Here is a 19,041-nt window from a genome sequence, read left to right on the forward strand (position 1 = left end):
GAGGACATCCTCATCGCCGTTACGGATGGCCTGAAGGGCATGACGGAAGCTCTTGAAACCGTCTATCCGCAGACCCTCCATCAGACCTGCATCGTCCACCTTATCCGCGCATCCACGTCATTCGTCTCTCATAAAGACAGGGCGGCCGTGTGCAAGGAGCTTAAGCCCATCTATCAGGCAATGGATGCCGACGCTGCAGAACGCGCTCTGGAGCGCTTTGGGAGCACGGCCATGGGCAAGAAGTACCCTGCCATCATCCAGATCTGGGAACGCGCCTGGGCACAGGTAATCCCGTTCTTCCAGTTTCCTCCTGAGATCCGTACGCTGATCTATACGACCAATGCGATTGAAGGGCTCAACCGTGCTATCAGGAAGGTGATCAAGACGCGCACTCTGTTCCCCAATGAGGACGCTGCCAAGAAGCTGATTTACCTGGCCATCATGAATTTCACGGCCTCCTGGAAGCGTGCTACGCCCAAGTGGGCTGCTGCCATGCCCCAGTTCGCTCTGCTGTTTGGTGAGCGCTTTACAGGTGCCATGGAGTAAGGAAGGGATATGATTAGACCTCTCGCGCTAACGCGCCAGCCGCTTCGCGGCGCGCGATAGCGGGGGCTAAGGAGGATCCTCCCGCGCTCCGCGCGGGCCCCTCCACCTTAGCCCCCGCTATCGCATCAGGTCTGGCATACTGCATCTCAAATACAAAGGGCAGCCTCGTTGGGCTGCCCCTGGAATAACCTCCCCAGACACAGAAATCCTGACACTCCCGAACTCCGCACCAAAGCGCACGCATGCGAACGCTATCGCATGATTTGATACTGAGACCTAATAGAATGCAATCCCAAGGAGGAGTTCTTTTGCGCCGAGACTTGACAAAGTTCCGACCATTAGCATAGCTAATAGTAATAGTTAGGAAAACTGTTGGTTTTTGTAGCTTTTCCCTTCGAAAAATAAGATTTCCTTGACTTCGAGCGGTTCACCTCTCTTGCCGCACGGAAAAGGAGAAAGCTATGCCTGAAAAAATTCACAATCTTCCGATCACTGGCATCGCCAGTTTTGCCAAGTATCCGATTTGCACAGATCTGGACGCTCTGGACGACGCCGACGTTTGCGTGATGGGTATTCCGTATGACATGGGCGCCCCCTATCTTTCTGGCGCCAAGTTCGGTCCTCGTCGCATTCGTGAAGTTTCCTGCCACTATGGCCGCGGCGACGCGGGCTTCTGGGATCCCGAACGTCTGGAACAGTATCTTGCTGCTCCGGTCAAGATCGTTGACGGCGGTGACGTTGACATGGACCCGATGGAATACCGCAATACGTTCGACAACGTTGAAGAAGCCATCCGCAAGATCATCTCGAAGGGCGCCCTGCCCGTCATGATGGGTGGCGACCACTCGGTGACCATCCCGATCGCCCGCGCTCTCGACATGTACGAGGACCTTTGCATTGTTCAGTTTGACGCGCATCTCGACTTCGGCATGCGCATCAATACGAACGGTAGCCCTATGCGCATGGTTTCCCAGATGCCGCACTTCACCAAGATGTGCCAGATCGGCATGCGCGGCCTCGGTTCCAATACCCGAGAAGACTTCCAGGCGGCCTATGACTATGGCTCCGTCGTGATCCCGGCCCGCAAGGCTCTTGAAATGGGTGCTCAGGAAGTGCTCAAGATGATCCCGAAGGCCAAGAACTACTACGTCACGATCGACATTGACGGCTATGACATGAACACCGCCCCTGGTGTTGGTTCTCCGTCGCCCGGCGGTCTCAACTATGTCTTCGAAACCGACGTTCTCGAAGGCATCGCCAAGATGGGCAACGTCGTCGGCTTCGACCTGGTTGAAGTCGCGCCCCAGTATGACCCGACTGGCATCACACCGCGTCTCGGCGCCATGACGATGCTCGCCTTCATGGGCTTCATCATGAAGGAACGCGAAATGAAGGGGCTGCTGAAGCACCAGCAAGCCTAATAGGCATTACCCCGCCTTACCGGCCGGCTGAGACTCTTTGCCCCCCGCCTCAGCCGGCTTTTTCTCATCTCCGAATCGTTCGACTAAGGAGACCCCTCATGTTCTGGTTGGAACTTTTAGTTGTCCTGGCCGCATTGGCGCTTGGCGCTCGATTGGGCGGCATCTTCCTCGGTATCGCCGGCGGTCTCGGCCTTGCCTTCCTCGTCTTTGTTTTTGGTCTTGCTCCCTCCGCTCCGCCGATTGACGTGATGCTCATCATCACGGCTGTGATCGTCGCAGCCAGCGTCCTTCAGGTCGCAGGTGGCATGGATTACTTGGTGTCCGTCGCGGAAAAGATCCTGCGTTCGAACCCGAAGTACATCACGTTCCTGGCGCCGATGGTGTGCTATCTCTTCACGTTCATGGCTGGTACGGGCAACATTGCCTTTGCCCTTCTCCCTGTGATCGCCGAAGTGGCTCGCGAAACAGGCGTTCGTCCTGAAAGGCCGATGAGTATTTCCGTCGTGGCTTCTCAGCAGGCCATTACGGCTAGTCCGGTTTCCGCCGCCATGGCTGCTCTGGTTGCTCTTCTCAGCCCGCTCGGCGTCGGCATGGGTCAGATCATGCTGGTCTGCGTCCCCGCCACGCTCATCGGCTGCTTCCTCGGCGCGCTTTCCGTCTGCAAGCGTGGCGTTGAGCTCGACAAGGATCCTGTGTACCAGCGTCGTCTGGCTGCCGGCGTCATCAAGGCGAGCGAGTCTCGTGAAAAGGTTGCCTTTGTGCCGAAGAAGGGTGCCAAGCTTTCCGTCGCGATCTTCGTGCTCGGTGCTGTTCTGATCGTGCTCTTCGGTACGATCCCCTCCCTGCGCCCGACCTTCATGGTCGAAGGCAAGCTTGTGACGCTCTCCATGACGCATATCATCGAGATCATCATGCTTGTGGTTGCCGGCGTCGTCTCGCTCCTTTGCAAGCCCAATATTGACGAAGTGGCCAAGAGCTCGGTGTTCCAGGCTGGTATGACGGGTGTGATTTGCATCTTCGGTCTCGCATGGATGGGGGACACGCTCATCACGGCCTATTTGCCCGACATCAAGGCCATGACGCAGGCATTCGTGCAGGATCATCCTTGGACCTTTGCAGTCGGTCTGATGTGCGTCGCTTCGGTGGTGCTCTCTCAGGCTGCTACGACGCGACTGCTGTATCCGCTTGCCATTGCCCTCGGTCTTTCCCCGATCGCTCTGGTAGCCTCCTGGCCCGCTACTGGCTGCCTCTATATCATCCCGACTTATGCTACGATCGTTGCTGGCTGTGCATTTGACTCCACGGGCACGACTCACATCGGCAAGTACGTCATCAACCACAGTTATCTGATCCCCGGTCTGATCACGACTTGTTCGAGCGTTGCAATCGGTTTTGCCATTGCTCAGGTTGTCCTTTAATAGAGGTCTGATCCTTTGAAAACAGAGGGCCTTCGGAAACGAAGGCCCTCTGTTCTTTCATCTGGTTCAGAGATCGTTCAAAAACAGTTCTTCCGCAGTCCACGGCATTGTGGAGCGAATAAGCGGGAGGACATCTTCTTTTATGCACTGATGGCAAGCCGATCCGACCGTTTCCATGAGGCTGAGCGGCGTGCTTTTCTTTCTTGCTAGCAACAGCTCGCGCGGCGGGCACGGGTGCGGAGCTTGAAGAATTTTGCAAGAGGCGATGAAGTCACGGGCACCTAATAAAGCCAGCGGCTGAGTCAGAGACCAGCCAAACCCTGCATTGACTAGAGAGAAGACGGTTAAATTGTCGTCGACCGCAAAGGTAGTGGGAAGATCAAGATGCGCCTGAGCGAGAACCATCTCCGTCTGTAGCCCTGAAGCGGTATTGCTTGTATAACGGATCAAAGGGATGCCGCAATACTGAAGATCCTCCCATTGCCACGACTGTCGACGTTTGGCGACGGCTTCTGGAAGAAGAATGACATGGGGTTCTAGGAAAAGAGTGCGTTGATCTAGCCTAAAAGTCGTCGAAAGACCCCACGAAACCCTGTTGGGAGTAGGTCTTTTAAACTAAAAGTCCGTGAAACACACGGACTTTTTATTGACTCCAATAGTGCACCTATAATATAATACAGGTACACCATTGGAGCAGATTATGGGACGTCCTCTCACTGGAAAAAAGCATGTTGGAATTCGTCGTGACACCCGCCCGAATGGCGATGTTTACGTGTATGAACGCGTCACCGGATATGACGCCAAGACGCAGAAAACCAAGACGATCTCTACCCGACTTCTTGGAAAAATCCTGGCCGGAACGACGGAAATGATCCCGACTCGCCCCAAAAAATCGCGTTCTGAGGTTGTAGAGCCTCCGGTTGAAGCTGTGCGCACGCATGTCGGACTGCAGACAATTCTCGAATGGGCCGGAAAGGAATCGGGCATCGATGAGGATCTGAAGACATGCTTCGAGATTGGGGAGGCTCAGAAATTGAGTTCAATCGCCCGATATTGGGTTGCCACTGATGGTGATACGCTGCCTCGCATGGAGACGTGGCAGATGATGAATCCGTTGCCTTACGAGTACCCCATCACGCAGGATGTGTACGGCAAGCTTTTTGCGTCTGTCGGACGTAATGAGTCAGGCGTGCAAGCCTATTTTCGAAGCCGTGCTCAAAGAGTTTCCTCGTCGGGCTTGAATTTGGCTCTGGACACAACGACCTTTTCTACATATTCGAAGAATCAAATCGAAGCGCGTCAGGGATTCAACAAGGATGGCGACGGACTGGATACGATCAAGCTTCTGGTCCTGTATTCAGTTGAGAATCGAGAACCGGTAGCTTTCAGCAAGCAGCCGGGAAACATTCCGGACAAGATCTCGCTGGCAAATTCTCTACGGCAGCTTGAGGTGCTGGGTCTCTCTGCACCGGTTATCGTGGCTGACAACGGCTTTTACTGTCAGGCCAACATGACGTACCTCGCGCGGGAGCACGTGAAGTTCCTGATGCTCGCCAACAGCACCGACAAATGGGTTCGTGAAGAAATTGATGCTGTTCGCGAAGAGATTGGCGCTTTCGAAAATTCCTGTCCGTTTGATGTCGGTGTCAATGCCGTCATGCGTCGTCGCCAGCACGATTTCAGCATCGTTCGTCAGCGCACGCGCGGCAACTACGAAGCAGGACAGACTGAAACATTCACCCGGCGATTGTATGTTCATGTTTGTTACAAGCCGGAAGCAGCTCCGATTCAAGAAAGACGTCTCAAGGAGAGCCTTTTTTCAATCAAGAAAGATTTGGAAGATGGTGTTGAAGAATTCCGACCTGCCGCCCAGAAGCTGATCGACAACTTCCTCATCGTGAAGCGCACAAGCAAAGGCGTCAAGGTTTCCTTCAAGAATGAAAAGATCGAAGAAGCCAAGCGATACTGGGGGTACTTTGTCCTCGTGAGCAACGAAATTTGCGATCCCTTTGAAGCTCTGAAAGCATACCGCTCCCGCGAAAAGATTGAAGAGTTGTTCGCGACCTACAAGGACAGCTTCGACGGACGCAAGCCCAGAACGTGGTATCCGGAAAACCTTTACGGCAGACAATTCGCACAATTCGTCGGGCTGGGCTATCACTGCTTCCTGACGAAGAGAATTCAGGATGTGAAAAAGGGGCTTGCCCAAAAGAGCACTGAAAAGAAAACGAAGGAAGAGTTGAATCTCGAAGAAAAGCTGCTTGCTTGGCTCGATCAGCACTCACTGATTCAAATTCTTGATTGGTTCCGTTGCGTCGACTACGTTGCTACGACAGGTAACGACAGTGCTTCCAAATGGGCCACGGAAACAACCAAACGCGATCAGCTATTCCTCAAGCTGCTTGGTGTCAGTTGAATCGTGGCCGCATTAGACGACTTTTAGGATCTAGACGATCGGAGGAACGGAATTGGCCAGTGGCTATGATCACGTCTAGTTCGTCCAGAAGAAGTTTCTGGTACAGAATGTCAGAGGTACCGCAATGCACCGTTATGCGGCAATTCTGATCCAACAAGGTCTTGAAAAAGCGGGGACCGATGGTTCTGAGCAGAGACTCGACACACCCGATTCGGATGAAAGGACGCAGGAAGTTGCTACTCTGGAGATTGTGTAGGACATCCTTGATGTCCGTCTGCCGCTTGGACAATTCGGTATACAACACTCCGGCTTCTTTTGTCGGCGTCAAGGGGCGTGTCGTCCGGTCGAACAAATCCAGACCGATCTGTACTTCCAATTGGGCGATGGTTTGACTGACGGCAGACTGAGTGACGCCGAGTTCGTGGGCAGCCTTTGAAAAACTTCTATGGCGGAAGACAACTAAGAAAAATGTCGTGGCGTTTGAAAAGAAGGGGTCGGTAGTCATAATGCTGTTCTCAAGGGCGGGCCGGCACCAATGTCGTGTCTCCTGAGCATTGATGATCCGATCTATGGTAGCCAAGAGCTTGCGGCAAAGCCAGATTTTTGAAGCTCCCCTGTTTAAAGACAGAGGATTCACTTTGACCATCAGACAGCTCTTTCGGGGGGCAAAGCCGCCTGAACGTCACCGTCCGTACAAAGTGTGCGCGGCAGACCTCTTAATTAGATGGTCAGCTCCCAAGGGGCATCGAACACCGGAGACCATCCATGCAGAACTTGACAAACGGGCAAAAAAAGAAGCACTCTCTCTTTTCTCTCGCTAGCGGGCTCGGGGCCCATGCGAGTACACCGGCATCAAAGTGCCATTGAGTCCTGATACTCATACGACAAGAGGAGTGCTTCGACATGAATACTACACAAAATTCGACTAAAAGCAAAATCGTGAAAGTCATCGGCGTTGACCTCGCGAAAGATCACTGCGATGTCATCGGCTACGATGAGAACGGAAAAATTTGCTTAAGGCTGGATGGATGCTCCTATGCAAAGCTTCGGGAGATTCTGTCCAATCTGCCTCAGGCTGTTGTCCTGATGGAGGCATGCAAGGGCAGCATGTTCCATGCTCGGAGTATCGCTGATCTCGGTCATGAGGTGCGCCTTGTTAAAGGGGCCGACGTAAAGGCACTTCGCAATATCAATCATAAGAATGACCTGCGTGACGCCGCCTATATCGCCAAGCTTTACTTCGTACCAGGTACCACGTACGTCTACATTAAAAGTCAACAGCAGCAGTCCCTGCAGTTTCTGCAGAACGAGTATAAGAGCCTTCAGGAGTTGCGCATTCAAGCAGGCAATCAGATCCACGCGGGACTCGAAGAGTTCGGATGTCCCGTCCGAAAATCTTCGAAGTTCATTAAGACCCGCATGGTGGCACATCTTGAAAAGCATGCCGAGCTTATTCCTGAGGACGTGATGGCTTCGTTTAAGCGCAGGCGTGAGATTTGGCTCAATCTTCTACAGCAAGAGGAGGAAGCCAAGAGGCGGATGGAACAGGTGGCTGCAACGGATGCCAATGCAAAGCGCATCATGACGGTTCCCTGCGTTGGACCTCAGACGGCAGTAGGACTGCTGGTTCATATTGGCGTCGACATCGGGCGCTTCAAGAACAGCAGGCAGTTCGCGGCCTCCCTCGGGCTTGTACCAAAGCAGAACAGCACCGGCGGCAACAACACGCTCAACCACATCACCAAATGTGGGCCCAAGAGGCTTCGCTCCAATCTCGTGCAGTGCGCCCAACTCGTCCTCATGCACACGGAAAAGTGGAAAGGGAATTTCGGTGACTGGGTGCGAAAAATGCGAGACAGCGGAAAGAAACATGGCGTCATTGTCTGCGCCATCGCAGCCAAGTTAGCTCGAATCATTTATCGTCTGATGAAAGACAAGGTCGATTACACATCTGTACTAAGCTGTTAAAGGTGCATATCGCACAGAGCGATCATCGGCCAATTCCCGCCAAGGACTACGAAGGCAACTACTAGTGACGAATCGTGCTCAACGCAATAGAGTGATGCTGTGAACGGTAATGTGATATCGCGTAGTTAGCGTTAATCACGCCCTCTTAATAAAGCACCTCTATTGCCCCGAATCTCACTATGTCGGCGGAGGTTTAGGAATGAATACCTCCTGACCGCGGATGTATTTCAGTGAAGCCCTTTCTTCAACTTCGAATGAGTTGCAGCAGGTTTCTTCTGGTAGAAGTCTGAATGAGTTACAGGCGCGCAGTGCGCGCTCAAAAAGGAAGGAAATAGAGTCTGCTGAAAGCTTGTTGTGCGCAAGTCGACGAGGCCTTTCGAGCGACTTACCGGGCGCTGCGCTCACGAAGAGAATGGGGAACCAAACCCGGGCAGGCAGCTGCTTGTCATATGAAAGCCTTCTCGATTCCGTAATCTGACTTTACAAATTTAGTGGTGTGGCTTCGCCACGTATTGGATGGAGGACGCGCATGGGCGCGCCCTCCAGGGGGAGTTGTACCCCAAAAAATGCCCCGAACACTTGCAAACGGGGAGCTGACCATGTATTCCCGTTCCGCCTTGCTCCCGCAATTCGGCTTCGTGAGCCCCGAAGCGTCTTTCGATACTTCAGGGTCGCTACAAGGTTCATGACGACACAGACCGCTGCCGCTCAACAGTGCTTCCGCAGTCGTCCACTTCTCCAGGAGAAGGGCTCGGTCGTGTCCTTTTTCAGTTGCATGGCACGCCAGAAATGCACTCATGGCGTCTCGCTGCACGAGCGTGCCAGTGTTTCCCCAGCGGTGCCACCTTTCCTTCAACGGCTTCTTGCGATATGCATCCGTTGCCGGATCGTACTGCGACATCTTCAGCTTATAGGCATTGAGTTCGATCACCTCGCAGCCGGCACTTTCAGCCTTGCGTTTGAGATGCTCCACAAACTCGCCCATTCCCCTCCGATTCGTCGATCGTCCGAAGCAGCGTTGAAAAGATCGGTAATTGTTTTTCTCAATTTTGATCGTGCCGCCGATCTGCAGCAGATCGTTCACAAGCTCACCGTGGTCGCGCTTGCGGGTGGCCGCCAGGCACCGATGGTGCTCGGCAAGCTTTGCCGCCGGCCTGCGTCCGCGATTGCTCGTGTTCCAAGTCGACGAACCCTTTTTCACGGTTCCGTCGGGATTGTAGTTGTCGGGATTGTTCGCTCGTCTTGAACGGTCGATCCTGCGCTGCAGAAGGCGAATCTTCGGCTCTTTCAGATCCACGTGAGGTGCAACCTCGACTATGGCCGCCTGACACTCATGAAAATAAGCAATCCGGCTTGGACCCGGGTCGATGCCGACGACCTCGCATTTGGGCGCATATACCTTGCGAACGGGCGGCAGACCTTCGACCACGAGCTGCACGAACCAGCGCCTGACGTCGTTGAGCGTCCTGCGCACGATTCGGCAGTATTTCACGCGCCGGTCGAAGGCGAGCGCCTCCTTCATGTAGTCGGTGTCGGGCTTCATGTACGGCATCACGTGCTTGCGCCAGACAATGGCTCCACGCTCGGGCTTGTACATGATTTCCTGATTGTTCGTGCCTTCGATGGAATTGAGTCCACGCCTGAAGGATTTGAAGCGAGGTCTGCCGGCTTTCTGGAACATGTGACGCTGTAGAGCCCTCCAGACCGCTTTACCAATGCTTTGCGCTTCATGAGCACCAATGTCTTTTCGACCGCTCGCCTTGCGATGATTATTCGCAATGATCGTAAGGCCGAACTCGGTTAGTCCAAAGGCTTTGTGAACTGCACTGAACGCTTTCGTGCGTGCTTTCCCCTTGGGCATGTCCCGTGCCCCCCGCCACTCCTGCGTCTCACGCATGCGCTGCAGACGTCCGAGAACTGTCCCGAGCGTCGCATTGTAGAGCGTGCGTCCGAACTCAAACGCCTTTTCGAGAAAACGATTCTGCTGATCGTTCACACGAAGCGGAAGTTCGACGATGTAGGAAGAGGTGGAGGTGCGCATAAGGCAATGTTACTTCACGTTCGAAAACTTTGTGCGCCTTACCTCTCATTGAAATGAGAGGTAAGGCGCACGGGTTCTGTCAAGACCTGGCGGAAGGTCCCGCCGAAGATCGTGATCGATGCGCCGAGCGTGCAGGTGCCCGACAACGCCGGCGAGGGGCTCTTTTCGAAGTGCTTCATCCTCGCCGTCACGAATCCGCAGCCGATGATCTTCTGTGTCTCGCTCATGCCGCAGTTCATCGACCCGGAGATCGCCTACATCCCGCAGGTAACCTTCATGATCGCGGTCTACGCGCTGATGGTCTTCGTCTGCATGATTTTTTACGCGCTCATCGCCGACCGCATGCGCGTCTTCCTCGCAAGGGGCAGCGGCCCGAAGCTCATGAACAAGGCAAGCGCCGTGATCTTCATGCTGCTCGCCTGCTGGGTGCTCTGGAACACGGCGCAGCCGTTCCTCTGAGACACCCACAAAGAGGTGTTTCCAAAGGCGCCCGCCTTTGGCACAATGCTCACTTGAATGTCCAGCCCGGCGCATTCCGCGTCCGGGCCGCTCTAATTTGAAGATACGCACACCTCATCATGCTTGAAGGCATCGTCCTCGGCCTCTTCGCCGCCGCCATCCTCTCCTGCGCACTCACGGGCCATACGGTCATCTGGGCACTCATCGCAGGCTTCTTCCTCTTCTCGGGCTACGGGCTCTTCCGCGGACACGGCCTCAAGGCGCTCGGCGCCATGGCCTCGAAGGGCGTGCGCACCATCATGGGCATCGTGATCGTCATGGCGCTCATCGGCATGCTCACGGGCTCGTGGAGGGCTTCGGGCACGATCGCCCGTCTCGTCACGGATGCGGCGGGCTTCATCACGCCCGAATGTAACGCCCTTTGGCGCCGTCCTGACGACGGCCGTCGTCACCTGCGGCATCGCCTGCAACCAGGCCCTGCCCGTGATGCTCACGAACCAGCTCTGCGACGAGGTCCGCCCCGACCGCCAGAAGATGGCGATCGACCTTGAGAACACCGTCATCGTGATCGCGCCGCTCATCCCGTGGTCGATCGCGGGCGCCGTGCCCATCGCCTCGGTCGGCGCACCCGCGGCCTGCGTGCTCGCGGCGTTCTACCTCTGGTTCCTGCCGCTTTGGCAGTGGATCCTCGCATTCGTCGAGCGTGCGCGGCAGACTCGCGGAGCCTGATCCAGACGACCTCTGACACCGCCGGACTCAAAAAAGCAAAAAAATGGAGCACGTTTCAGCGCTAAGAAACGTGCTCCAAATCGTACTACATGTCTGTACGTTGTCTGACTGGTCTACATGCGGCCCAAACGCACAGTAGTAGGACCGCCCCTCAGTCGACCAGGTATAGCTCCATTGGCGGAAGCGGTGGGATTCGAACCCACGAAGGGTTGCCCCTCGCTGGTTTTCAAGACCAGTGCATTCAACCACTCTGCCACACTTCCGACGTCAGATAAGTTTCGCATTCTACAGAAGTAATGAAAAAAAGTCCACAGGCATCGCTTGTTCCGGCAAAAGCGGAAAAAACGTTCTCAGCGCCCGCCTCGACGCTCCGAAGCGGGCCTGTCGGCGAGATTGGGCCTGTCCGCGGGCGCTCCGAGCAGACTCGCTTCGGACCTGAATTCGAAGCGCACGAGCGTGTCGTCGTGGGCGAGTTCGTCGCAGAAGCGGATGTCCATGCCGAGCGCGCCCGTGAAGACGAGCTCCCCGTCGAGCCAGACGAGCGGAAGGTCGGCGCGTTCGAAGGCGGGCACGCCCGCCTCGGCGAAGAGGTCCTTGAGGTACTTCGACGGACGGTTCGGCCAGAGCTTCATTCTTTCGGCGCCGCGGCGGGCGCGAACCTCGAGGGTGCCATCGCGCAGGCGCCTCGCGCTCACGCCGCACTCTCCGGGCAGGCACGGAATGACGGCCAGAGAGCCGTTCCAGCCGGGAAGCGCCAGCGTGTCGCCGCCTTCCCAGACGAGCACCGCATCGCGCGTATCCTCCGACCGTCTGGGCGAGACGTCGCGGATGACGAGAAGGTCGCCCCACCTGCGCATCTCCTTGGAGCGCACCTGAAGCGCAAGCTGCGAGTCGGCGTGGCTCTGCCTCACCTGCCTGAGCCCCTCCTCAAGACGCGCTCGGTTGGGCAGCTGCATGCCTTCCTCCTGCATCCAGGTGCGCAGGCACCAGGCCTGGCGGGCGGGGATCAGCCTGAGAAGCGCGGGAATGCGCAGGGCGTGCGGATTCGCCTCGTCCCTGCACCGCGCAAGATCGTCGAGCGAAACGGAGCGGAGCACCTCGGCCGCCTCGGCCGTGAGCGAAACGGCGCGCGCCGCGGCCTGCCTGAAGCCCGGACGGATCTTGTCGAGAAGCGGCACGACCTCGCGGCGGATGCGGTTGCGCAGGTACTTCGGACTCTGGTTCGACTCGTCCTCGACGTAGCTGAGCTTCACGCTTCGGGCGTACCTGTCGATGTCGGCGCGAAGCACGCCGCTCCAGGGACGCACGAGCAGAAGCGGCGGCGCGTTTCTCGAGGCCGCAAGTCCAGGGATCACGAGCTCGCGCGTCTGCGGAAAGGCGGCGAGTCCTTCGGGCCCCGCGCCGCGCATCCACTGCATGAGGAAGGTCTCGATGCGGTCGTCCTCGTGATGCGCCGTCAGCACGACGTCATAGGCCTCCTCGCGTGCAAAGCGCGCAAGCGCCCTGTAGCGGACCTCGCGGGCCGCGGCCTCGACGCCTTCGCCTGTCTGCCTGACCGTCACGCGCACGGGCGTGAACGGAATGCGCCTTGTCTCGCACTCGGCGCGGCAGTGCGCCTCCCAGTCGTCCGCATTGGGCGAGAGGCCGTGATTGACGTAGACCGCATGCACGCGGGCGATGAGAAACTGGCGTGGACGATGAAAGAGCTTCTCGACGACGTCAAGGAGCGCCATGGAGTCGCGCCCGCCCGAAAGCGCCACGACGACGCGCACGGGATTGAGCGGCCGGAGCGAGAATTCGTCCCCCTTGACGCCGAGAAGCGTTTCGGCCGCATCGGAGAGCGCGTCGTAGACGAGCTGCGTCAGACGCTCGGCGAGCGCCTTCGAGGGGCGCGGCGCGGACTTGCGGGCTGGGGCTTTTCTGGGAGCGTCGGACATGGGCGGACTGGAGGGACTCAAAGGGCCGTGAAAAACAAAGCCGTCATTGTACTGCGGCGGGCGACACGAGCGGGAAGAAATCCAAAAAAGGCACGTCCTCCATGGAGAAACGTGCCTTTTTGAGACGGGCGGGACGGTGAGGTCCGCTTATTCGGCCTTTTCCGCTTCAGCGGCCTTCGCTTCTTCGGCGGCAGGCCTGGCCTTCACGGACTTCGCGGCCTGTGCGGCCTTCTTGGCGTACGGGCAATCGCAGGGATCGGCCTTGGCGTCGGGTTGAGCTTCAGGCGCGGCGGCGGGAGCCTCGGGCTCGGGAACCTCCTCAGCGAGGCGCTCGAAGCGGCCGTAGCCCTCGAGCCTCTCGGCGCGGCGTGCGAGCAGCGTCGGCATGTCGTGCTTCATGAGGACGCGAAGCTCGTCGACGAGAGCCTTCTTGAGGGTGGTCGCCATGAGCTTGGGATCGCGGTGGGCGCCGCCGAGCGGCTCGGAGAGCACGCGGTCGACGAGGCCGAGCTGCGAGAGGCGCGGGGCCGTCAGGGCGAGCGCTTCGGCGGCGCGCGGGGCCTGGCCGGCGTCCTTGAAGAGAATGGACGCGCAGCCCTCGGGACTGATGACCGAGTAGGTCGAGTACTGAAGCATCATCACGGTGTCGGCGACGGCGATCGCGAGCGCGCCGCCGGAGCCGCCCTCGCCAATCACGCAGGAGACGATCGGCACGTTGAGGGTGGACATCGCGTAGATGTTGTGGCCGATGGCCTCGGACTGGCCGCGCTCCTCGGCGTCGATGCCGGGATAGGCGCCCGGGGTATCGACGAAGGTGATGACGGGCAGGCCGAACTTCTCGGCGAGCTTCATGAGGCGCAGGGCCTTCCTGTAGCCCTCGGGACGGGCCATGCCGAAGTTGCGGCGGGTGCGCTCGCGCAGCGTGCGGCCCTTCTGGTTGCCGATCACGATGACGTTCATGTCGGCGAGGCGGGCGAGACCGCCCACGATCGCCTCGTCGTCCGCAAAGGCGCGGTCGCCGTGGAGCTCCTGGAAGTCCGTGAACATCATGTCGATGTAGTCGAGCGTGTACGGGCGGTTCGGATGGCGCGCGACGAGCGACATCTGCCAGGGCGTGAGGTCCGCGTAGACCTTCTTCAGAAGCTCGCGGGACTTGTTCTCCAGCTGCGCGACTTCGGCGTCGATCGAGACGGCGACGGCGCTCTCGGAGGTGTTCTCGGCAAGCTCCCTGAGCTCGTCGACCTTCTTCTCGAAGGCCTCGATGTCGTGTTCAAATTCAAGAAAAACGCGTTTTGCCATGATGGTCGATATGTCCTGAAATGGGTCCGTGGAACTCAGATGCGGCGCCAGGTCGTGCCCTGCGGGCCGTCCATGAGCACGATGCCCTCGTCAAGGAGAGACTTGCGGATTTCGTCGGCGCGGGCGAAGTTCTTCGCCTTCTTGGCCTCGCGGCGTTCCTCGATCAGGGCGTTGATGCGGGCCTCGTCGGCATCGGAGGCGCCGCCCTTGAGGAAGTTCTCGGGGTCAAGCTGCAGGATGTTGAGCACGGCGCCCAGGCCCTTGAGCTGGCGCACGAGGACCGGATCGCCCGTGCGGTTGATCTCGGTGGCGAGCTCGAACATCGCGGCGATGGCGAGCGGCGTGTTGAAGTCGTCGTCCATCGCGGCCTTGAACTGGGCGGCGTACTTCTCGCTCCAGTCGACCTCGCCTTCGGCGGCCTCGCGGCCCTTGAGGGCCCCGTAGAGGCGCACGAGGGCCTTCTGGGCCTCCTCAATGAGCGCGCTCGAGAAGCTGATCGGGCTGCGGTACTGGCTGCGCAGCAGGAAGAAGCGGAGCACTTCGGCGCCGTTGCCCTCGCCGTAGGCGGCTTCGGTGTCCTTGAGGGCGTCGCGGATCGTCCAGAAGTTGCCGAGCGACTTGGACATCTTCTCCTCGTGGCCGGAGGCGTCGCGCACGCGCAGCGGACCCGAGTGCATCCAGACCTTGGCGAACGGCACGCCGGAGGCGGCCTCGCTCTGGGCGATCTCGTTCTCATGGTGCGGGAAGATGAGGTCGGGACCGCCGCCGTGGATGTCGAACGTGTCGCCGAGGATCTTGGCGCTCATGGCCGAGCACTCGATGTGCCAGCCCGGACGGCCGCAGCCCCACTTGGACTCCCACTGGGGTTCGCCCGGCTTGGCGCTCTTCCAGAGCACGAAGTCGAGCGGATCGCGCTTGCCGGCGGCCACGTCGACGCGGGCGCCCGACTGCAGGTCGTCGATCGACTTGCCGGAGAGGCGGCCGTAGTTCTCGAACTTGCGCACGGCGAAGTCGACGTCGCCGTCGGAACCCTGGTAGGCGTAGCCCTTCTGCTCAAGCTTCTCGATGAGGCCGAGCATTTCGGGGATGTAGTCGGTGGCGCGGGGCTCGTGCGTGGGCGCAAGGCAGCCGAGCGCGAGCATGTCCTCCTGCATCGCGCGGCCGAACTCTTCGGTGAGTTCGGTCGTCGTGATGCCGCGCTCGGCGGCGCGGCGGATGATCTTGTCGTCGACGTCCGTGATGTTGCGCACGAAGGTCACCTTCATGCCGGAGGCCTCGAGCCAGCGACGCACGACGTCGAAGGCCACGAAGGTGCGGCCGTGGCCGATGTGGCAGTAGTCGTAGACCGTCACGCCGCAGACGTACATGCGGACGTGGTTGGGTTCGATCGGGGCAAAGGGGGCCTGCGTGCGGCTGAGCGTCGAATAGATCGAAAGTGCCATGGGTGAGGAGTCCTTCTACTCTTATATATAGGCGTCTGCGCGCATGGAGGCGCGTGCGCAGGGGCGGGATGCGCCCCGCGCTTGCATGCGTGCGTCCTGCAGGGCCGTGAAACGGGAATCATCCGCCGTGAGGCCGCAGTGGGCTAAAATGTGGCGCAGACTGAAACATCGCTGCAGGAAGTATAGCCGCCCCGTCCCCTCGCTGCCGTCGCGAATCGAGCGCAAGCCGCTTTTTCGCGTGCGCCCTAGCCTCAAGCGGGGATGCGCGGTCATCCTTTCCGCCGAAGCCCATCATCCAAGACAGAAGAGAAGATACACATGCGACGCCTCATTACCGCCGCGCTCCTCGCGCTCGCCCTCGGCTCCGCCCAGGCCGCCACCCAGATGGAGCAGCTCGCCAAGCAGATGCACCCGAGCGAATTCCCGGCCCAGATCGAAAAGCTTCTCAACAGCGGCAATGCCGCCCAGGCGCTCGAGCTCGCCGACCTCGGCATCCGCAGGAACGAACGCAGCCCGCAGCTGCGCTTCATGAGGGCCGTGGCGCTCGAAAACCTCACCAGGTCCGAAGAGGCCGTGCGCGAGCTCAAGCAGCTCATCATCGACTATCCCGAAATCCCCGAGCCCTACAACAACCTCGCCGTGATCGAGGCGGGTCTCGGCAACCTCGAGGAAGCCGTCGCGCACCTCAAGCAGGCCCTGCGCATCAACCCGGACTTCGCGCTTGCGCGCAAGAACCTCGGCGACGTCTATCTCGCGCTCGCCCGCGAGGCCTATGAGCAGGCCGTCGTGAAGCTTCCGAACAACCACGTCCTCGAGCGCCGCCTCAACACGCTCAAGAGCCTCGAGGCCGCCCGCTGAGCCGGGCTGCGTGCAACCCAAAAACAAGGCAGACAATCATGAAAATCCGCTCCCGCATCCTTCTTCCGCTCGCGCCCGCCCTTCTGGGCCTTCCCGGCGCCGTCCTCGCCGCCTCGCCCGCCCGCGACCCGCGCGTCGAGATCGTCACCGACATGGGCACGATCGTCGTGCAGCTCGCCCCGTCGCGCGCGCCCCGCACGGTCGAGAACTTCCTGCGCTACGTCCGCGAGGGCCACTACGCGGGCACGGTCTTTCACCGCGTGATCCAGGGCTTCATGATCCAGGGCGGCGGCTTCACCGCCGAGATGCAGCAGAAGCCCGTGCATGATCCGATTCCGCTCGAGGCCCGCGGCGGCCTGCCCAACGACAGGTACACGATCGCCATGGCCCGCACCTCCTACCCGCACTCCGCGACCGCGCAGTTCTTCATCAACGTTGCGGACAACAGCTTCCTCAACGCCTCCCAGGCCGCCGACGGCCAGGGCTACTGCGTCTTCGGCCGCGTCGTCAAGGGTCAGGACGTGGTCGACAAAATCGCCGAGGTCCGCACGGGCGTCAAGGCCGGCATGCGCGACGTGCCCGTCAAGCCCGTGACGATCGTCTCCGCGCGCGTGCTCTGAGACACGGAGAACGGGCCTCTCGCACAGCCCTGCTTTGTGCGACAATACCCCATTGCCCGCCGCCCCGCGGGGCGGCGGATGTTTGAATGAATTACGTTTTTAGACTGACAAGACAATGATTCGCTTTACGACCAACAAGGGCGTGATCGACATCGAGCTCGATCACGAACACGCTCCCAAGAGTTCCGCCAACTTCGAACAGTACGTCCGCGACGGCTTCTACGACGGCACGATCTTCCATCGCGTCATCAAGGGCTTCATGATCCAGGGCGGCGGCTTCGAACGAGGCATGAAGGAGAAGGCCACCCGCGCCCCGATCGAAAACGAAGCCGCCAACGGTCTCAAGAACAACAAGTACACCATCGCCATGGCCCGTACGTCCGCCCCGCACTCCGCGTCGTCCCAGTTCTTCATCAACGTCGTCGACAACGACTTCCTGAACCACACGGCTCCGAACCCGCAGGGCTGGGGCTACGCCGTCTTCGGCAAGGTCACGGCCGGCCAGAACGTCGTCGATGAAATCGCCCGCGTTCCCACCTCCACGCACGGCTTCTACGGTGACGTCCCCGTCGATGACATCGTGATCGAAAAGGCCGAAATCCTCTGATAGAGCCCGCTCAACACGAGCCCCTGGGGCGCCGAGATGACACGTCCGGCGCCCTTCCGTTCATTTAGACTGGACAAATCCGCCATGGCAGACAAAAAGGTTCCGGCCCTCTGCGGCCTCAAGAGCGTGCCCGAGCTCACCAATCCCGTCATCATCTCCGACGTGCATCTTGCGGCCAACAAGCCCAAGACCATCATGGCATTCCTGCGCTTCATGAAGAACGTCGCGCCGCGCTTTGCCGAGCTCGTCATTCTGGGCGACCTCTTCGACTACTGGCTCGGCGACGACGCCACGCCCGAAGCCGACCCGATCATCGCAGAACTCAAGCTCTACTCCTCGACCGGCCGCCGCGTGCTCATCATGCAGGGCTCCCACGACGCCCTTCTGGGCGCCGACTTCGCCGAGGCCTGCGGTGCCGAGCTCATCGCCGACCAGATCGTCATTCCCGTCAACGGCAATCCGATCCTCTTCGCCTACGGCGACCAGTGGTGCGTCCGCGACCAGGTCCGCCAGGCCCGCCGCGCCGTGCTGCGCGACCCGATCTGGCAGGAAAACCTCCTCGCCCAGCCCGCCCACGAGCGCGCCGCCGTCATCGACGAGGCCCTGAGGAAGTGCGCCACCGAAAACGAGGCTCCGAAGAACCCGCGCGACTTCGACGTCATTGAAAGCGCCGTCGCCGAATCGGCCCGCGCCGCAGGCGTCGAGCTCGTCATCCACGGCCACACCCACCACCCCGGCGCCCACGTCAACGCCGTCATCGAGCGCTGGGTGCTCCCCGACTGGGAGTTCGACCTCACCGAAACGAGCTGCAGGAGCGGCTACATCACCTTCATGCAGGGCGGCCGCCCGCAGATCCAGATGATGTAACCCTTCTCAAACCGCGCCCGGCAGGCATGCCGGGCGCATTTTCCTCCTGAGAACAACATGTCCGACAAACTTCTCGAGTCCCAGGCCGCCGTCTTCAAGGCACTCGGCCACCCGAGCCGGTTGCTGATGGTCAAGGCCCTCGCAGGCGGCGAGCGATGCGTCTGCGAACTCCGGACCCTCGTCGGCGCCGACATGTCAACCGTCTCCAAACACCTGACCGTCCTCAAGAACGCCGGCGTCGTCGAGGCGGATCGACGCGGCAACAACATCTACTACAGGCTCGTCCTCACATGCCTTTCCGGCGTCTTCACATGTCTGGACGCCGACAGCCGATGCCCGGGAGTCCAAAGGCCGGGCAAGTGCAGCTGCTCCTGAAACCTCCTTCCCACATCAATCTCGTGGTAAACTATTTG

At 59.3% G+C, this 19,041-nt stretch carries 16 protein-coding genes, 1 tRNA gene and 3 pseudogenes; 13 read left to right on the forward strand and 7 right to left on the reverse strand.

The features are described from left to right. From HMPREF9465_RS09535 to HMPREF9465_RS09545, 3 genes are all read left to right on the forward strand, one after another. Window positions 1-546: IS256 family transposase (locus HMPREF9465_RS09535; RefSeq protein WP_005436399.1), on the forward strand; the 546-nt coding region annotated here is incomplete at its 5' end. 461 nt (window positions 547-1,007) lie between these two features. After that, window positions 1,008-1,967: an agmatinase gene (locus tag HMPREF9465_RS09540; protein ID WP_005436400.1), complete on the forward strand. Its 960-nt coding sequence runs from the start codon at window positions 1,008-1,010 to the stop codon at window positions 1,965-1,967. Window positions 1,968-2,065: 98 nt separating this feature from the next. Further along, window positions 2,066-3,385, forward strand: a complete 1,320-nt coding sequence (locus HMPREF9465_RS09545; RefSeq protein ID WP_005436401.1) for an anaerobic C4-dicarboxylate transporter family protein — start codon at window positions 2,066-2,068, stop codon at window positions 3,383-3,385. 66 nt (window positions 3,386-3,451) lie between these two features. On the opposite strand, the pseudogene HMPREF9465_RS09550 reads toward HMPREF9465_RS09545, so the two are convergent. After that, window positions 3,452-3,940: pseudogene (locus HMPREF9465_RS09550) on the reverse strand (LysR substrate-binding domain-containing protein); the annotation flags it as partial. A 145-nt stretch (window positions 3,941-4,085) separates the two neighbouring features. On the opposite strand from HMPREF9465_RS09550, the gene HMPREF9465_RS09555 reads away from it, so the two are divergent. Further along, window positions 4,086-5,801 carry a transposase gene (locus HMPREF9465_RS09555; protein ID WP_005433715.1) on the forward strand — a complete coding sequence of 572 codons (1,716 nt, stop codon included), beginning with the start codon at window positions 4,086-4,088 and terminating at the stop codon, window positions 5,799-5,801. On the opposite strand, the gene HMPREF9465_RS09560 is transcribed toward HMPREF9465_RS09555, so the two are convergent. Then, window positions 5,794-6,447, reverse strand: a complete 654-nt coding sequence (locus tag HMPREF9465_RS09560) for a LysR family transcriptional regulator (protein WP_005436402.1) — start codon at window positions 6,445-6,447, stop codon at window positions 5,794-5,796. The genes HMPREF9465_RS09555 and HMPREF9465_RS09560 overlap by 8 nt on opposite strands. 257 nt (window positions 6,448-6,704) lie before the next feature. Here HMPREF9465_RS09560 and HMPREF9465_RS09565 point away from each other — a divergent pair, with 257 nt between their 5' ends. After that, window positions 6,705-7,769 carry an IS110 family transposase gene (locus HMPREF9465_RS09565; protein ID WP_005436403.1) on the forward strand — a complete coding sequence of 355 codons (1,065 nt, stop codon included), beginning with the start codon at window positions 6,705-6,707 and terminating at the stop codon, window positions 7,767-7,769. 445 nt (window positions 7,770-8,214) lie between these two features. Here HMPREF9465_RS09565 and HMPREF9465_RS13780 read toward each other — a convergent pair whose 3' ends face one another. Then, window positions 8,215-9,810 carry a hypothetical protein gene (locus HMPREF9465_RS13780; RefSeq protein WP_005436404.1) on the reverse strand — a complete coding sequence of 532 codons (1,596 nt, stop codon included), beginning with the start codon at window positions 9,808-9,810 and terminating at the stop codon, window positions 8,215-8,217. Between the two features lie 96 nt (window positions 9,811-9,906). Here HMPREF9465_RS13780 and HMPREF9465_RS09575 point away from each other — a divergent pair. The 3 genes and pseudogenes from HMPREF9465_RS09575 to HMPREF9465_RS13785 all read left to right on the forward strand — a co-directional run. Next, window positions 9,907-10,269: pseudogene (locus HMPREF9465_RS09575) on the forward strand (LysE family translocator); the annotation flags it as partial. A gap of 119 nt (window positions 10,270-10,388) precedes the next feature. Next, a complete protein-coding gene (locus HMPREF9465_RS09580; RefSeq protein ID WP_038007517.1) occupies window positions 10,389-10,820 on the forward strand; it encodes a hypothetical protein in 432 nt (143 codons plus the stop codon). Next, window positions 10,756-10,998, forward strand: a complete 243-nt coding sequence (locus tag HMPREF9465_RS13785; protein ID WP_231289382.1) for a hypothetical protein — start codon at window positions 10,756-10,758, stop codon at window positions 10,996-10,998. The genes HMPREF9465_RS09580 and HMPREF9465_RS13785 overlap by 65 nt, the downstream gene beginning before the upstream one ends. Window positions 10,999-11,173: 175 nt before the next feature. Here the strand turns inward: HMPREF9465_RS13785 and HMPREF9465_RS09590 are convergent. The 4 genes and pseudogenes from HMPREF9465_RS09590 to cysS form a co-directional block, all read right to left on the reverse strand. Beyond that, a tRNA-Ser gene (locus HMPREF9465_RS09590) sits at window positions 11,174-11,261 on the reverse strand. A gap of 87 nt (window positions 11,262-11,348) precedes the next feature. Continuing rightward, window positions 11,349-12,935, reverse strand: coding sequence for a tRNA lysidine(34) synthetase TilS (gene tilS / locus HMPREF9465_RS09595; protein WP_005436407.1), 1,587 nt, complete (start codon window positions 12,933-12,935; stop codon window positions 11,349-11,351). 324 nt (window positions 12,936-13,259) lie between these two features. After that, window positions 13,260-14,234, reverse strand: a pseudogene (locus tag HMPREF9465_RS09600) (acetyl-CoA carboxylase carboxyltransferase subunit alpha); the annotation flags it as partial. A gap of 35 nt (window positions 14,235-14,269) precedes the next feature. After that, a complete protein-coding gene (cysS, locus tag HMPREF9465_RS09605) occupies window positions 14,270-15,676 on the reverse strand; it encodes a cysteine--tRNA ligase (protein WP_005436410.1) in 1,407 nt (468 codons plus the stop codon). A gap of 318 nt (window positions 15,677-15,994) precedes the next feature. Between cysS and HMPREF9465_RS09610 the strand changes: the two genes are divergently transcribed. From HMPREF9465_RS09610 to HMPREF9465_RS09630, 5 genes are all read left to right on the forward strand, one after another. After that, window positions 15,995-16,534 (forward strand): tetratricopeptide repeat protein, encoded by a 540-nt coding sequence (locus HMPREF9465_RS09610; RefSeq protein WP_005436412.1) that lies wholly within the window; start codon window positions 15,995-15,997, stop codon window positions 16,532-16,534. 38 nt (window positions 16,535-16,572) lie between these two features. After that, window positions 16,573-17,154: a peptidylprolyl isomerase gene (locus HMPREF9465_RS09615; protein WP_005436414.1), complete on the forward strand. Its 582-nt coding sequence runs from the start codon at window positions 16,573-16,575 to the stop codon at window positions 17,152-17,154. A 115-nt stretch (window positions 17,155-17,269) separates the two neighbouring features. After that, entirely contained in the window at window positions 17,270-17,761 is a 492-nt protein-coding gene (locus tag HMPREF9465_RS09620; RefSeq protein WP_005436416.1) for a peptidylprolyl isomerase, read from the forward strand. An 84-nt stretch (window positions 17,762-17,845) separates the two neighbouring features. Then, a complete protein-coding gene (locus HMPREF9465_RS09625; RefSeq protein ID WP_005436418.1) occupies window positions 17,846-18,628 on the forward strand; it encodes a UDP-2,3-diacylglucosamine diphosphatase in 783 nt (260 codons plus the stop codon). A 57-nt stretch (window positions 18,629-18,685) separates the two neighbouring features. Next, window positions 18,686-19,003 carry an ArsR/SmtB family transcription factor gene (locus HMPREF9465_RS09630; protein WP_005436420.1) on the forward strand — a complete coding sequence of 106 codons (318 nt, stop codon included), beginning with the start codon at window positions 18,686-18,688 and terminating at the stop codon, window positions 19,001-19,003. Window positions 19,004-19,041 lie beyond the last annotated feature (38 nt).

The sequence above is a fragment of the Sutterella wadsworthensis 2_1_59BFAA genome (genome assembly GCF_000297775.1).
In the GTDB taxonomy this organism is placed as follows: Bacteria; Pseudomonadota; Gammaproteobacteria; order Burkholderiales; family Burkholderiaceae_F; genus Sutterella; species Sutterella wadsworthensis_A.